This window comes from Haloferax sp. ATCC BAA-644 (assembly GCF_000336975.1).
Classification (GTDB): domain Archaea; phylum Halobacteriota; class Halobacteria; order Halobacteriales; family Haloferacaceae; genus Haloferax; species Haloferax volcanii.
In genome coordinates this window covers 14,098-26,453 of sequence record NZ_AOLF01000032.1, presented here as the reverse complement: position 1 = coordinate 26,453, position 12,356 = coordinate 14,098, and the positions used below count along the sequence as shown (strand labels likewise).

The window sequence follows — 12,356 nt, the reverse complement described above, 5'->3', positions numbered from 1 at the left end:
GAGAACGAGACGCCGCGTCGCGACCTCAGTCGCCGCCGAGTTTGGTCTGCGTCGGGCCGCCGGTGAACGATTCGAAATCCTCACCTTCCGCCAGCGCCGTCTCTTTTTTCACGCGGTAGTTCCCGCCATCGGTCACGTAGAGTTCGCTGGGATGAAAGAAGTACCAGTCCTCGCGGTCGAATCGGACGGCGATGCGGGCCTTCGCGCCGAAGTTCCGCGAGAAGTAGACGAGCGCTTCGACCTCCTCGCCGCTCAGGTAGATGGGGCGGCCGCTGGAGGCCTTCGCCTCGATGGCGTAGAACACCTCGCCGTTGCCCGCGAGCACGTCGGGGAGTTCGCGCGTCGTCGCGCTCCCGGAGGCGGGCGCGCGCATGACCGCGAACCCGGCCTCGTCGAGAGCGTTGACGAGTTCGCGCTCGCGTCGGTCCCCCTTTCTGTTCGAAGACATGGTCGGGAGTCGGCCGCGGGCGGTGATAAATGGGGCGACCGGCGTCCGAGAGCGCAGACGAGATGCGCGGCGTCACTCGAAAAGCGGGACGGCGTCCCCCCACAGCGCCCGGAACTGGCGGTCGAACTCGTCGACGACGCCCGCGTCCGTCACCACGACGACGCCGAGGCGGTCGGCGGCGGACTGCGGGTGCGGAATGTCGACCGACGCGACCGATTCGTCGACGACATCGAACGAGACCGGTAGGTGCGGCAGGACGCCGATTCGAACCGTCTGCGGCTTCGACGCCACGAGGTCCGGAAACTCGTCGGGGAGCGAGTCGAGCACGGGGTCGCTGAGGAGCAGCCATACGTCGAGGTCGTCGCGAGCGCCCTCGAAGAACGCGTCGAACTCGGTTCTGAGCGTCTCCCACGGGGCCCGCTCGTACGGCGGGCCGACCGCGGCCGAGACGGATTCCGTCGCCGCCCGGACGTGTTCGTGCATCGCCGTCCGCATCTCGTCGCCGCCGAGGCGGCCGAGCCAGACGCTCCCGTCGGCCGGCGGCGTCGGCAGGAGGTTCGACCGGACCGCGTCGGCCACGTCGCGGTATCGCGTCCACTCCTCGCGCAGTTCCGCCGCGCGCTCGGCCAGCAGTCGCTCGACCGCCGCGCCCGGGTCGACGGCGACGTACCGCGTCGGCTGGGTCGACTGCGCGCGGACCAGTCGGCGCGACCGGAGCCCGTTGAGCACGTCGTAGACCCGGCCGTTCGGGACGCCGCTCGCGTCCGAGACGGTCGCGGCCGTCGCGGCTCCCGTGACGAGGAGCGTCCGATACACCTTCTCCTCGTAGGTCGACAGGCCGAGTTCCCCGAGTTCGGTCATGGTCGGGACTCTCTCGCCCACGAGTTAGTAGTTTGATATTTCTTGTTCGGCGGCGAGCAACGGACCGCAAGTGGCGGGCGATTGCAGAACGCTCATTCGGGTCGTGGCGGGACCGACGGGCATGAACCCGTACGCGTTACTCGCCGGCGCAATCGCGTCGGAACTCGTCGGAACGACCGCGCTCAAACTGTCCGCGGGGTTTTCGAAGCCCGTGCCGAGCCTCGGCGTGGTGGTCGGCTACGGCCTCGCGTTCTACCTCGTCTCGCTGACGCTGGAAGAACTCCCCATCGGCGTGGTGTACGGGACGTGGGCCGCGCTGGGCATCGTCGGCGTCGCGGCCATCGGCGTCGTCGTGTTCGACGAACCGGTCGACCTGACGGGCGTCGTCGGCCTGCTTCTCATCCTCGCCGGAATCTACTGCGTCAACGTCCTCTCGGAGATGGCCGCGCACTAACGCCGGCGGGTGGGCCGAACGCGGTCGCTGACGGGAGGCAGCTGTGAGAAACGAGAGAGAGAGAGAGCGTGGGCGCGGTCGCTTACGTCCCGTGGGCCCAGCTACCCATGTACTCGCGCTGCTCGTCGGTCATCGAGTCGAACTCGATGCCCTCGGCTTCGAGTTTGATTTCAGCGACTTCGCGGTCCAGTTCGTCGGGCACGTCGTGGACGCCGGCGTCGTAGTCCTCGCCGTTTTCGACGAGTTCGCGGACGACGACGGCCTGCACGCCGAACGACTGGTCCATGACCTCGACCGGGTGGCCGAGCGCGATGGGCGACGCGAGGTTGACGAGGCGGCCCTCGGCGAGGACGTTCAGGCGGCGGCCGTCCTCGAGTTCGTAGGCGTCGACGCCGTCGCGGGCCTCGTACTCGTCGACCGCGAGGTCAGACAGCGCGTCGAGGTCGATTTCGATGTCGAAGTGGCCGGCGTTGGCGAGGAGGACGCCGTCTCTCATGTTCTCGAAGTCCTCGCGGGTGATGACGTCGCGGTTGCCGGTGGTCGTGATGAACACGTCACCGACCTTCGCGGCCTCCTCCATCGGCATCACGTCGTAGCCCTCCATGTGGGCTTCGAGCGCGCGGCGGGGGTCGACCTCGGTGACGATGACGTTCGCGTTCTGGCCGGCGGCCTTCTTGGCGACGCCCTTGCCGCAGTAGCCGTAGCCGCCGACGACGACGTTCTTGCCGGCGTACGAGAGGTTCGTCGTCATGGCGATGGTGGCCAACGACGACTCGCCCGTGCCGTGGACGTTGTCGAACAGGCGCTTCATCGGCGTGTCGTTGACGGCGAAGACGGGGTAGTTCAGTTCGCCGTCCTCGTCCATCGCGCGGAGGCGGTGGACGCCGGTCGTGGTCTCCTCGGCCCCGCCGACGATGGTGTCGATGAGTTCGGGGTACTCCTCGTGGATGGTAAAGACCATGTCCATGCCGTCGTCGACCGTGACGGTCGGCTCGTGGGCGATGACGGCGTCGATGGCCGCGTAGTAGTCCTCCTCGTCGACGCCGCGGACGGCGTAGGAGGTGATGTCGTCGTTGGCGTCGAGCGCCGCCGACACGTCGTCGTGGGTCGAAAGCGGGTTGCAGCCGGTGATGGCGACTTCCGCGCCGCCGAGCGCCAGCAGTTCCACGAGGTTCGCCGTCTTCGCCTCGACGTGCATCGCCATGCCGACGACCTCGCCGGCGAGCGGCTGTTCCGACTCGAACTGCTCGCGGAGTTCCTGCAGGATGGGCATGTGCTGGAGCGCCCAGTCCATCTTGCGTCGTCCCTCGGTCCGGGCGGCCTCGACATCGTCGAGGTGCTCGGAGACGGGAGCGTAGTGTTCGCTCATACCCGTGGGTTCGGAGAGGGGTCCGAAAACCCTACCGAAGGCGGTCGCCGCCCCCCGAATCTACAAGTGTCAACCGTGAGATTGTACCGCCGAGGGCCGATGCTCGTCATAGATAACGGCAAGACGCTCGCCGAACAGGAGTTGTTCGCCCTGATGAGCGCCCCCGCGGTTCCGGACCTCTTGCGCGTCGCCGACGAGCCGCTGACGGTCAAGGAGCTGAGCTGTCGGGCCGACGTGCCGCTGTCGACGGCCTACCGGGAGGTCAAGCGGCTCCACGAGGCGTCGCTGTTCGAGAAGTCCATCATGGTGGACCACAGCGACGGCCGACACGTCGCGCAGTACCACCGGACGTTCGAGCGCATGGAGGTCAGCGTGACCGACGACGGACTGCGCATCGAGTTGGCCGGGTAGCGGGGTCGGAGGTCGGTGCGGCGGCGGAGGCGGCGGCAGAATCGGAGGCGGCGACAGAACCGGCGGCAGTGGGCCGGACGGGCGATTCAGACGCGCTCGCGGAGCGACGCGACCGCCTCGCGGGCGCGGGCCATCACGGCGTCCTCGTCGAGCGTCAGCACCTCGCGGTCCCGCATCAGCACCCGGCCGTCACAGACCGTGTGGCGAACGTCGGAGCCGCGGGCGGCGTACGCGAGGTGGCTCACGAGGTCGTTCGGGGGCGTGAGATGCGGCGCGTCGAGGTCGACGACGGCGAGGTCGGCCGCGCCGCCGACTTCGAGCGCGCCGCCGGGGAGGTCGACGGCGGCGGCGGAGCCGGCGGTCGCCATCCGTACCACGTCGGGGGCGGCGACGGCGCTGGCGTCCTCGGCGGCGAGTTTGCCGAGCATCGCGGCGTCGCGCATCTCGTCGAACATGTCGAGGTCGTTGTTCGAGGCCGCGCCGTCGGTGCCGAGGCCGACCGTGACGCCCGCGTCGAGCAGTTTCTGGACGGGGGCCATGCCGGAGGCGAGCTTCATGTTCGACGCCGGGCAGTGGACGACGCCGGTGCCCGCCTCGGCGAGCAGGTCGATTTCCGCGTCGTCGACGTGGACGCCGTGGGCGAGGAAGTCGTCGGCGGTGAGCATGCCGAGGTCCGTCGCGTACGACAGGGGGCGCTCGCCGCGCTCGTCGACGATGGGGTCGACCTCGTCGGTCGTCTCGTTGGCGTGGTAGTGGACCGGAATGCCCTCGTCGTGGGCGTCGGCGACGAACTCGCGGAGGTACTCCTCCGCGACCGTCGTCAGCGAGTGGGGCATCGCGGCGGTCCGAATCCGGCCGTCGGCCGCGCCGTCGAACTCGCGGGCCACGTCGAGGCTCTCGTCGATGTCGGCCCGCGCGTCCGCGTCGTCCTTCCCGAGCGTGACGACGCCGTGGCCGAGGCGGGCGCGGACGCCGGCCTCGTCGACCGCGGCGGCGATTTCGGGGACGTGGAAGTACATGTCCGCGAACGCGGTGGTCCCCGACTTAATCATCTCCACGAGACCGAGTTCCGCGCCGGCGCGCACGTCCTCGGGCGTGAGCGCGCCCTCGGCGGGCCAGATGTCCTCGCGGAGCCACGCGTCGAGCGGCTTGTCGTCGGCGTAGCCGCGCAGGAGCGTCATCGCCGCGTGGCAGTGGGCGTTCACCAGACCGGGCGTGACGAGACAGCCCGCGGCGTCGAGCGTCTCGTCGGCGTCGGCGTCGAGGTCCGCGCCGATGTCGAGGATGGTTCCCTCGTCTCGGTCCACGAGTACGTCCGCGTCCTCGACCGTCGCGTCGGGGCGGAGCACCTGTCCGCCCGCGATTCGGAGCGTGTTCATGTCGCTCGTTCGGGGCGGCGGGGTGGTGAATCCACCGTCTCGCGGCCGCGAGGCGTGGTCGTCGGGTTCGCCGGTGAGCGGGCCGAATACCGGCGGTAGTCCGATTCCCGAAAATCGAGAACGAGCACCCCCCCTTAGGTCCGAACCCCCAGTATCGGGGGACATGGAGCCCCCGTCGAACCTCGCGCTCGTTCCGGGGCACGTCCAAGGCAGTCCGTGGATGACCGCGGTCGTCGTTCTCGCGGGCGTCTCGTCGGTCACGCTGGCCGCGCTCGGCGTCGCCGTCTTCCTCCGGCGGCGGACGCGGTCGCACCTGCTCGTCGCGCTGGCGCTGTTGGCGTTCGCGTCGCGGGCGGCCGTCGCGGCGCTGACGCTCGGCGGCGTCCTCTCCGATTTCGACCACCATGTGGTCGAACACCTCTTGGACCTCGTGATGGCCGGCCTCGTCCTCGCGGCCATCTACTACGCCCGGAGCATCGAGCGCGAGGCGGGGGTCAACGACCCATGAGTGAGACACGAACCCGCGTCGCCGACCACATCAAGCACAACCCGGGAGTCCACTTCAACGAGCTCGTTCGCGCGCTCGACCTCGCTCCCGGCCAGGTACAACACCACGTCCGCAGACTGCTCTCCGACGAGACGGTCCGCCGCTCCGAGTTCTACGGACGGACGCACTACTTCCCCCCCGAGTTCGACGCGTGGGAGCGCGGCGCGCTCGCGCTCGTCCGCCGGGAGACCGCCCGCGACATCCTCGGCCACCTCCTCGAACACGGCGACGCCCGCCCCGACGACGTGGCCGACGACATCGGCGTCGCCCGCAGCACGCTGGAGTGGCACCTCGACCACCTCGTCGAACGCGACGTGGTCCGCAAGGAACGCGACCTGCACAACCGCGTGACGCTCGTCCTCACCCACCCCGAGCGGACGACCCGGCTGTTGGACGACGTGTCCCCGTCGCTCCCCGAGCGGTTCGTCGACCGGTTCGACCGCCTGCTCGACCACCTCGTCGAAGGATAACTTCGGGTCCGAAAAGCGGCGCCTCTACGCGCCCGTTTCGTCCGCCCCGGAGCCGTCTCGGAGCCGTTCGATGCGCGACGCCAGCGACGGCTCGAACGAGAGACGCGACCCCGCGCGGCCGGTGTCGACCTCGTCCGCGGTCGCGGCGAGCGCGTCGGCGACGGCCGCGCGTCCGACCCGCTGCGCCGCCGCCTCGTCGGCCCGGCAGACGAGCCGTTTGCTCGCGTACTCGCCGGTCACGAGCAGTATCACGCCGACTCCGGCGAAGACCAAGAACGACAGTGCGAACCCGAACGGCGGCCACGCGACGCCCAAGAAGACGAGCCCGGCCGCCGCGCCCACGGTGAACAGTCGAAGCTCGTAAACGGACCGAGCGACCCGTCCAGCGTCGACCGCGAGAAGCGCCGAAACCGTCTCGTCGTCGTAGCGGTCGAGCAGCGAGTCGGTGAGAAAGAGCGTCCGCCGACCGACCGGGCCGCGGACGAGGTGGTCCGAGCGGTGACCGCCGCCGTCGAGGAGGCGAATCCGAGCGACCGAGAGACCGGCGCGGTCGCACAGGCGGTCGAGTCGCTCGCGCGTCGCGTCATCGGGGGCCGCCGTCGTCTGCGAGACGCCCACGAGCGGTGCCGAAAAGACGTACGCGGCGGCTGCGAACGCGAGCAGGGTGAGCAGGCCGCTGGTCTCCAAGACCCGGAATTCGACGTGTAGCACGGTCACCACGCAGAGGACGAGCGCCGCGATGAAGAGCTGATAGCGGAACATCTTCGCGGCGGCCGTTCCCGCAGCTATATCGGCGTCTCGAACGCGCCTCGCCACGGGGAACGCGCCCAAGTACGAGACGGTCGCCACGACCGCGGCACCGACAGCCACGAGCGCCCAGCCGAAAATCGCCCACGGCCAGTCGGTCGGGAGACCGACGGAAGTGAGGACCGCCCGGTCGGCGTTCGTCCACCAGACGACGCCGACGAACAGGACGGCGGCGGAGAGCCAGTTGCTTCGCACTCGCTGTCTGAACCGCTGGGCCGACGAATCGCGGCGCTCGTGGAAGCCGGCGCTGACGCGGGACCAACCGGCCCCGAGGAGGGAGACGCCGACGAGCGCGCCGGCGAACGTAAGGGGAGCCATGAAATGACATTTCGAAGACGTATCAAAAACCGTTCCGGCTTGCGAAAGTCAATTACCTCCGGGACGTGACGGAGAGGTATGCGAATCGCCGTGCCCAACAAGGGCCGCCTGCACGAACCGACGATTGAAATCCTGGAGCGTGCGGGACTGCACCTCGACAACGGTGCCGAGCGCAAACTCTACGCCGGGACCGTCGACCCCGACGTGACCGTGCTGTTCGCCCGCGCCGCCGACATCCCCGAGTACGTCCGCGACGGGGCCGCCGAGGTCGGCATCACCGGTCTCGACCAGGTCCGCGAGTCCGGCCACGAACTCGAAGACCTGCTCGATTTGGAGTACGGCAACTGTCGGCTCGTCCTCGCCGCGCCCGAGGACGGCGACATCGAGACCGTCGACGACGTGTCGGGCAAGGTCGTCGCCACCGAATTCCCGCACATCGCGCGGACTTACTTCGAGGAGGCGGGCATCGACGCCGAAGTCGTCGAGGTCACGGGCGCGACCGAGCTGACGCCGCACGTCGAGATGGCCGACGCCATCATCGACATCACCTCGACCGGGACGACCCTGCGGGTGAACCGCCTCGCCGTCGTCGACGAGGTGCTGGCGTCGTCGGTTCGGCTGTTCGCCCGCCCCGACGTGGTCGACGACCCGAAGGTCCAGCAGTTGCTCATGGCGCTCGAATCCGTCCGCTCCGCGGAGGGCAAGCGCTACCTGATGATGAACGCGCCGCGCGAGAAACTCGACGAGGTGAAGGAGGTCATCCCCGGCCTCGGCGGCCCGACCGTGATGGACGTCGCCGGCGACTCGACCGTGGCCGTCCACGCCGTCGTGAACGAACGCGACGTGTTCGAGGTCGTCAGCGACCTGAAGAACGTCGGCGCGAGCGGTATCCTCGTCACCGAAATCGAGCGGTTAGTCGAGTAAGCGGCGCGCCGATTTTCACTGTTTCCAGCGCAGGTCCGGCACCGTGACCGACGGCTCGAACCCGAGGTCGCCGCGGCGCGCTCGGACGTACGCCGCGATGCAGACCGCGCCGAGGACGATTGCGCCGACGCCGAGCAGACCGGCCTCCGGGCCGAACGCGCCGCCGGTAATCACGTCGGGGCCGCGTGCCGTCGTCTCGACGAGCGACGTGCCGAAGTCGAGGCCGCTGACCGCGAAGCCGAAGACGCCGCCCTGCACGAAGTTCCACGAGATGTGGATGCCCGTCGGGATGGCGAGGTCGCCGGTGAGCGCGTAGCCGAGGCCGAGCATGACGCCCGCGAGCGTGATGCTCGTCGTGCTGGCGAACCCCGCGTTCGGGTTCGTGTAGTGGGCGACGCCGAACACCGCCGACGAGACTGCGAGGCCGCCGGCGACCGCTACGTCCGGGCTGAACCGCCAGCGAAGCCCCTCGGCGACATCGGTGAGGACGATTCCCCGAAGCAGGAGTTCCTCGGCGATGCCGACGACGACGAAGAACGCGAGGAGCGACCCGACGCCGAGCAGTCGGTCGACGCCGAGCGGGGCGGGAGAGACCGCAATCCAGCCGGCCGCGACGCCGACGACGAAGACGGCGGTCATCAGGCCCGTTCCGAGCGCGAGGCCGAATCCGAGGTCGACCGCCCACTCGCGGTCGAACCCGAGGCCGAGGTCCGCGACGGTCCGCCTATCGACGTACCGCGCGACGACGAGCGCGGCGAGACCGCTCGCGCCGACTGAGACGAGCGAGACGACGAGCGACACGAGGCGGCTCGACCCGTCGAGGCCGCCGAGCGCGGTCGAAAGCGAGAATCCGACCACCAGCGAGACGGCCACGAAGACGACGGGCGTCAAGAGCAGGCGAAACGGGGCGCGCGGCCGGCGTTCCGCGTCGTTCCAGAGGAGTCGGCGGGGAGACACGAACGGGGGTTCGGCGGCCTCGGGCAAGAAAGTACGGCGGGTGGCTCAGAATGGCGCGGTCAGCAGGATGGCGGAGAGGCCGAACAGGACGAGACCCAGAAGCACCGAGACGACGAAGTGGATGACGACCACGTACGCCGACAGGCGGTTCGACCGGCCGTAGAGGTACTTGACGAAGCCGAAGTCGAAGCCGATTGCGAGCGCGAGCGCGACGAAGGAGTTCCAGCCGAAGGAGGTGAAGACGACGGCGATGGCCGCCGGGACCGGGCCGACGGCGAACGCCTTTTTCAACTCCACGTCGCCGAGGACGTTCCGCGCGGCGATGTGGGCGGTGAGAGAGAGGAACAGCGCGAACAGCGCGAACGTTCCGGCGACGGCCGTGACCGGCGCACCGGCGGCCGTCTGCAAGGTGAGCGCGTCCATACCGGCCCGAAGGACGCGACTGACTTAGATTCGGTCGATTCGAGTCCCGGTTACGCGACGCAGTCGAGGTTCGGTGGGTTAGAACGACCCGTTCAGGAGGCCCAGTTCGGAGAGCCGCGAGATGATGACGTCGACCGCGGCTTCGGCGTCTGTCGGCTGTTTGCCGCCCGTGATGACGAGCTTGCCCGACCCGAAGAGGAGCGCGACGACGCTCGGTTCGTCGAGGCGATAGACGAGGCCGGGGAACTGCTCCGGCTCGTACTCGATGTTTTCGAGACCGAGCCCGATAGCGATGGCGTTGAGGTTCAGGTTCTCGCCGAGGTCCGCGCTCGTGACGATGTTCTGCACGGTGATTTCGGGGTCGTCGTCGACCGGAATCTGAAGCTCGCGGAGCTTGTCGAAGACGATTTCGAGGCTCTCGTGGACGTCATCGGTCGACTTCGCGCCGGTGCAGACGATTTTCCCGGACCGGAAGATGAGCGCCGCGGACTTCGGCTCCTGGGTGCGATAGACGAGTCCCGGAAACTGCTCGGGGTCGTAGTCGGCACCCTCGAGGTCCATCGCCACGCTCTGGAGGTCGAGCTCTTGGCCGATTCCCGTGGAGGCGACGACGTTTTCGATGTTGATTGTGTCCTTGGGGTCGGTCATACAACGATTTAAGTCACGTATTTAAGGGTTAAAAAGATTGGTGCGAGGGAATGACAGCTTACGCGCGGCGGTGAATAATCCGGGCGTTTCGAGCGGTGACGACCGCGCCGAGAACTGTCAGTGAAAGTGGAACTGCGAGTCGGGCGACCGCCGGCTTGAGCACCCAGTAGGCGGCGAAGAACAGCGCGACCGAGACGAGTTTCAGCACCGCAAACGAGCCGGGACCGGGGTCGCCGCCGGAGAGGCGCCGCACGATGGGGTTTCCTTCCTGCACACCCGCCGTCCTGACACCGAGGACGGTCGTGACGTAGTCTCCGAGCCCGTAGGTGAGTGCCGCCGCGCCCCAGAGGATGGCGTCGAGAGAGGTCATGCGAGTGGATTCGGAGCGCCCGATATAAGTCTCGCCGTCGTCGAGGTGTCAGGTTCAGCGGAGTCGCGGTCGGTCCGGGCCGGCCGACGCCCCCGCGGGCGCGACGACGACCGATACCCTCATTTCCGCGGCCCGTCAGGTCCGAGCGTGTACGGATTGGAACTCGCCGGCGAGGAAGACGCCTTCGCCGCCCGCGAGGCCGAGGCGGCCGCGACGGGCGTGACGGTCGTCGCCCCCGGCCTCGCCACCGCCCGCGGCGTCGACCCGGAGCGCGCGAGGCGACTCGCCTACACCCGGCGCGTCGTCGAACTGGTCGGTCGATGCGAACCCGATATCGAGGCCGCCCGCGCCGTCGTCGCGGCCGCGAACGTCGACCGCGAGGGGACCGTCGCCGTCCGCGCCCGCGACGTGCGAGGACTCACCGGTATCAGCACGACCGACGCCGAGCGCGAACTCGGGTCGGCGCTCGTCGGCCGCGGCTTCGGCGTCGATTTGGACGACCCCGACCACGAGCTACGGGTCTACTTCTCCGAGGGCGCCTGTCTCGTCGGCTGGACCGCCGTCGAGGCCGTCCGCGACTTCACCGACCGGAAACCGACCGACCGGCCGTTTTTCCAGCCGGGCAGCATGGCCCCCGTGGACGCCCGCGCCTTCGTCAACATGGCCGGCGCGGAGCCCGGTGCCCGAATTTTGGACCCGATGTGCGGCACCGGCGGCGTCCTCCTCGAAGCCGGCCTCGTCGGTGCCGACGTGGTCGGCGTCGACGCCCAAGCGAAGATGGTCGGCGGCGCGCGGGAGAACCTGCGCCACTACGTCGGCTCCGGCGACGTAATCCGCGGCGACGCCACCGCGCTCCCCCTCCGCGACGATTCGATGGACGGCGCGGTGTTCGACGCCCCCTACGGCCGGCAGTCGAAAATCGCCCGCCACTCGCTTGCGGACCTCGTCGGCGGGGCGCTGGCGGAGGTCCGCCGGGTCGCCCCCGGCTGCGTGATGGTTGCCGACCGGTCGTGGGCTGAGGCGGCCGAGGACGCCGGCTGGGAGGTCGAACGGGTGTTCGAGCGCCGAGTCCACCGGTCGCTGGTGCGGTACGTGCATCTGCTGCATCGGTAGTCGGAATCGGCGGCGGTGCGGCGACTCCGACACGGCCGCAGCCGAGACGGGTTTGTTCAACCGCGCGACAAGACTATGAGCGAGCGCGTCGAAGCGGAGGCATGTCGCGCACGGTTCGAGAGACCCTCGCCGAGGCGTACGACCCCGACCCGCGGGCGATGGCTATCGTCGCGATGGGGTCGTCGTTCCTGCTGGTGTCGCTCCTGTCGAATCCCGACGTGTCGAACCCGTCCTACCTGTTCGGTCTCGTGGCGGCGGTCCTCTCGCTCGTCGTCTCGGTCGCGGTGCTGGCCGTCGAGACGCGCCGGTAGCCGAGGCGACCGGAGATGACTGGAGGCGACTGAGACCGTTAGAGGACTTCCTTCTGCAGTGAGATTTCCCCGTCCGAGCCGACGCGCACCATCACGTACTCGTAGTCCTGAATCCGCCCGTCGTAGGCCACTTCGCCGTCGACGAGGAGTTCCACGTCGCAGGTCTCGGCGTCGGTCTGTCGGACGAGCGTCTCCGTCTCGCCGGGCGAGAGTTCGATGTCGCTCTCGCGGCACGCGGGGTTCAACACGACTTCGCCGGAGAAGCCACCGTCGACCCGGACGCGAACGAGCTCCGACCCCTCGCAGAACTCCGTCCGCCCGCAGTCGTCCGTGGTGGTCGCGGCCCGTCCGGATTCGGTCGACTCCGACTCGGAGGTGTTGGTTCCGCTCGTGGTCGTCGTCTCGGTCGAGGGTTCGTCGGGGCCCCCGAGACATCCCGAGAGGAGGGCGAGCGAGCCGAGAGACGCGAGGACTCGTCTTCGCTGCATGAAATGTAGTTTCTATGTCACAATAAATGTCTTGTGCCGGCGGGACAGCCCGGGGCGC

At 68.9% G+C, this 12,356-nt stretch carries 17 protein-coding genes; 7 read left to right on the top strand and 10 right to left on the bottom strand.

All coding sequences use genetic code 11. The features are described from left to right. Positions 1-25: 25 nt before the first annotated feature. Both hjc and C458_RS14325 read right to left on the bottom strand, forming a co-directional pair. The gene (gene hjc / locus C458_RS14330; RefSeq protein WP_008576726.1) at positions 26-448 is read right to left on the bottom strand and encodes a Holliday junction resolvase Hjc; all 423 of its coding nucleotides are present in this window, start codon (positions 446-448) and stop codon (positions 26-28) included. Between the two features lie 72 nt (positions 449-520). Further along, entirely contained in the window at positions 521-1,309 is a 789-nt protein-coding gene (locus tag C458_RS14325) for a TrmB family transcriptional regulator (protein ID WP_008578548.1), read from the bottom strand. A gap of 121 nt (positions 1,310-1,430) precedes the next feature. Here C458_RS14325 and C458_RS14320 point away from each other — a divergent pair, with 121 nt between their 5' ends. Further along, positions 1,431-1,763 (top strand): multidrug efflux SMR transporter, encoded by a 333-nt coding sequence (locus tag C458_RS14320; protein WP_008576724.1) that lies wholly within the window; start codon positions 1,431-1,433, stop codon positions 1,761-1,763. Positions 1,764-1,845: 82 nt separating this feature from the next. Here the strand turns inward: C458_RS14320 and C458_RS14315 are convergent, their stop codons facing one another. Next, on the bottom strand, positions 1,846-3,132 hold the full coding sequence (locus tag C458_RS14315) for an adenosylhomocysteinase (protein WP_008576723.1): 1,287 nt from the start codon (positions 3,130-3,132) through the stop codon (positions 1,846-1,848). Between the two features lie 99 nt (positions 3,133-3,231). Between C458_RS14315 and C458_RS14310 the strand changes: the two genes are divergently transcribed. Beyond that, on the top strand, positions 3,232-3,543 hold the full coding sequence (locus C458_RS14310) for a helix-turn-helix transcriptional regulator (RefSeq protein WP_004045280.1): 312 nt from the start codon (positions 3,232-3,234) through the stop codon (positions 3,541-3,543). Between the two features lie 86 nt (positions 3,544-3,629). Here the strand turns inward: C458_RS14310 and C458_RS14305 are convergent, their stop codons facing one another. Next, positions 3,630-4,922 carry an amidohydrolase gene (locus tag C458_RS14305; RefSeq protein WP_008576722.1) on the bottom strand — a complete coding sequence of 431 codons (1,293 nt, stop codon included), beginning with the start codon at positions 4,920-4,922 and terminating at the stop codon, positions 3,630-3,632. Positions 4,923-5,085: 163 nt separating this feature from the next. On the opposite strand from C458_RS14305, the gene C458_RS14300 reads away from it, so the two are divergent. Beyond that, a complete protein-coding gene (locus tag C458_RS14300) occupies positions 5,086-5,430 on the top strand; it encodes a hypothetical protein (RefSeq protein ID WP_008576721.1) in 345 nt (114 codons plus the stop codon). Then, entirely contained in the window at positions 5,427-5,939 is a 513-nt protein-coding gene (locus C458_RS14295) for a winged helix-turn-helix transcriptional regulator (protein ID WP_004045277.1), read from the top strand. Before C458_RS14300 ends, C458_RS14295 begins: the two co-directional genes overlap by 4 nt. Positions 5,940-5,963: 24 nt before the next feature. On the opposite strand, the gene C458_RS14290 is transcribed toward C458_RS14295, so the two are convergent. Beyond that, on the bottom strand, positions 5,964-7,064 hold the full coding sequence (locus C458_RS14290) for a hypothetical protein (protein ID WP_008576719.1): 1,101 nt from the start codon (positions 7,062-7,064) through the stop codon (positions 5,964-5,966). A gap of 78 nt (positions 7,065-7,142) precedes the next feature. Here C458_RS14290 and hisG point away from each other — a divergent pair, with 78 nt between their 5' ends. Next, positions 7,143-7,988 carry an ATP phosphoribosyltransferase gene (hisG, locus tag C458_RS14285; RefSeq protein WP_008576718.1) on the top strand — a complete coding sequence of 282 codons (846 nt, stop codon included), beginning with the start codon at positions 7,143-7,145 and terminating at the stop codon, positions 7,986-7,988. Between the two features lie 15 nt (positions 7,989-8,003). Here hisG and C458_RS14280 read toward each other — a convergent pair whose 3' ends face one another. The 4 genes from C458_RS14280 to C458_RS14265 form a co-directional block, all read right to left on the bottom strand. Continuing rightward, positions 8,004-8,972: a CPBP family intramembrane glutamic endopeptidase gene (locus C458_RS14280; protein WP_008576717.1), complete on the bottom strand. Its 969-nt coding sequence runs from the start codon at positions 8,970-8,972 to the stop codon at positions 8,004-8,006. An 18-nt stretch (positions 8,973-8,990) separates the two neighbouring features. Next, the gene (locus C458_RS14275) at positions 8,991-9,368 is read right to left on the bottom strand and encodes a hypothetical protein (protein WP_008576716.1); all 378 of its coding nucleotides are present in this window, start codon (positions 9,366-9,368) and stop codon (positions 8,991-8,993) included. Positions 9,369-9,446: 78 nt separating this feature from the next. Continuing rightward, the gene (locus tag C458_RS14270) at positions 9,447-10,016 is read right to left on the bottom strand and encodes a TATA-box-binding protein (protein WP_004045271.1); all 570 of its coding nucleotides are present in this window, start codon (positions 10,014-10,016) and stop codon (positions 9,447-9,449) included. A 58-nt stretch (positions 10,017-10,074) separates the two neighbouring features. Next, positions 10,075-10,386, bottom strand: coding sequence for a DUF5658 family protein (locus C458_RS14265; protein ID WP_008576715.1), 312 nt, complete (start codon positions 10,384-10,386; stop codon positions 10,075-10,077). A gap of 156 nt (positions 10,387-10,542) precedes the next feature. On the opposite strand from C458_RS14265, the gene C458_RS14260 reads away from it, so the two are divergent. Further along, positions 10,543-11,499 carry a methyltransferase domain-containing protein gene (locus tag C458_RS14260; RefSeq protein WP_008576714.1) on the top strand — a complete coding sequence of 319 codons (957 nt, stop codon included), beginning with the start codon at positions 10,543-10,545 and terminating at the stop codon, positions 11,497-11,499. 101 nt (positions 11,500-11,600) lie between these two features. Further along, the gene (locus tag C458_RS14255; protein WP_008576713.1) at positions 11,601-11,810 is read left to right on the top strand and encodes a hypothetical protein; all 210 of its coding nucleotides are present in this window, start codon (positions 11,601-11,603) and stop codon (positions 11,808-11,810) included. A 38-nt stretch (positions 11,811-11,848) separates the two neighbouring features. Here the strand turns inward: C458_RS14255 and C458_RS14250 are convergent, their stop codons facing one another. Beyond that, complete coding sequence (locus tag C458_RS14250) at positions 11,849-12,298, bottom strand: hypothetical protein (protein WP_008576710.1); 450 nt, start codon at positions 12,296-12,298, stop codon at positions 11,849-11,851. Between the last annotated feature and the right edge of the window lie 58 nt (positions 12,299-12,356).

Coding starts and splice junctions, on each gene's coding strand:
- hjc (WP_008576726.1), bottom strand. CDS start 448: ATGTCTTCGAACAGAAAGGGGGACCGACGCGAGCGCGAACTCGTCAAC.
- C458_RS14325 (WP_008578548.1), bottom strand. CDS start 1,309: ATGACCGAACTCGGGGAACTCGGCCTGTCGACCTACGAGGAGAAGGTG.
- C458_RS14320 (WP_008576724.1), top strand. CDS start 1,431: ATGAACCCGTACGCGTTACTCGCCGGCGCAATCGCGTCGGAACTCGTC.
- C458_RS14315 (WP_008576723.1), bottom strand. CDS start 3,132: ATGAGCGAACACTACGCTCCCGTCTCCGAGCACCTCGACGATGTCGAG.
- C458_RS14310 (WP_004045280.1), top strand. CDS start 3,232: ATGCTCGTCATAGATAACGGCAAGACGCTCGCCGAACAGGAGTTGTTC.
- C458_RS14305 (WP_008576722.1), bottom strand. CDS start 4,922: ATGAACACGCTCCGAATCGCGGGCGGACAGGTGCTCCGCCCCGACGCG.
- C458_RS14300 (WP_008576721.1), top strand. CDS start 5,086: ATGGAGCCCCCGTCGAACCTCGCGCTCGTTCCGGGGCACGTCCAAGGC.
- C458_RS14295 (WP_004045277.1), top strand. CDS start 5,427: ATGAGTGAGACACGAACCCGCGTCGCCGACCACATCAAGCACAACCCG.
- C458_RS14290 (WP_008576719.1), bottom strand. CDS start 7,064: ATGGCTCCCCTTACGTTCGCCGGCGCGCTCGTCGGCGTCTCCCTCCTC.
- hisG (WP_008576718.1), top strand. CDS start 7,143: ATGCGAATCGCCGTGCCCAACAAGGGCCGCCTGCACGAACCGACGATT.
- C458_RS14275 (WP_008576716.1), bottom strand. CDS start 9,368: ATGGACGCGCTCACCTTGCAGACGGCCGCCGGTGCGCCGGTCACGGCC.
- C458_RS14270 (WP_004045271.1), bottom strand. CDS start 10,016: ATGACCGACCCCAAGGACACAATCAACATCGAAAACGTCGTCGCCTCC.
- C458_RS14265 (WP_008576715.1), bottom strand. CDS start 10,386: ATGACCTCTCTCGACGCCATCCTCTGGGGCGCGGCGGCACTCACCTAC.
- C458_RS14255 (WP_008576713.1), top strand. CDS start 11,601: ATGTCGCGCACGGTTCGAGAGACCCTCGCCGAGGCGTACGACCCCGAC.
- C458_RS14250 (WP_008576710.1), bottom strand. CDS start 12,298: ATGCAGCGAAGACGAGTCCTCGCGTCTCTCGGCTCGCTCGCCCTCCTC.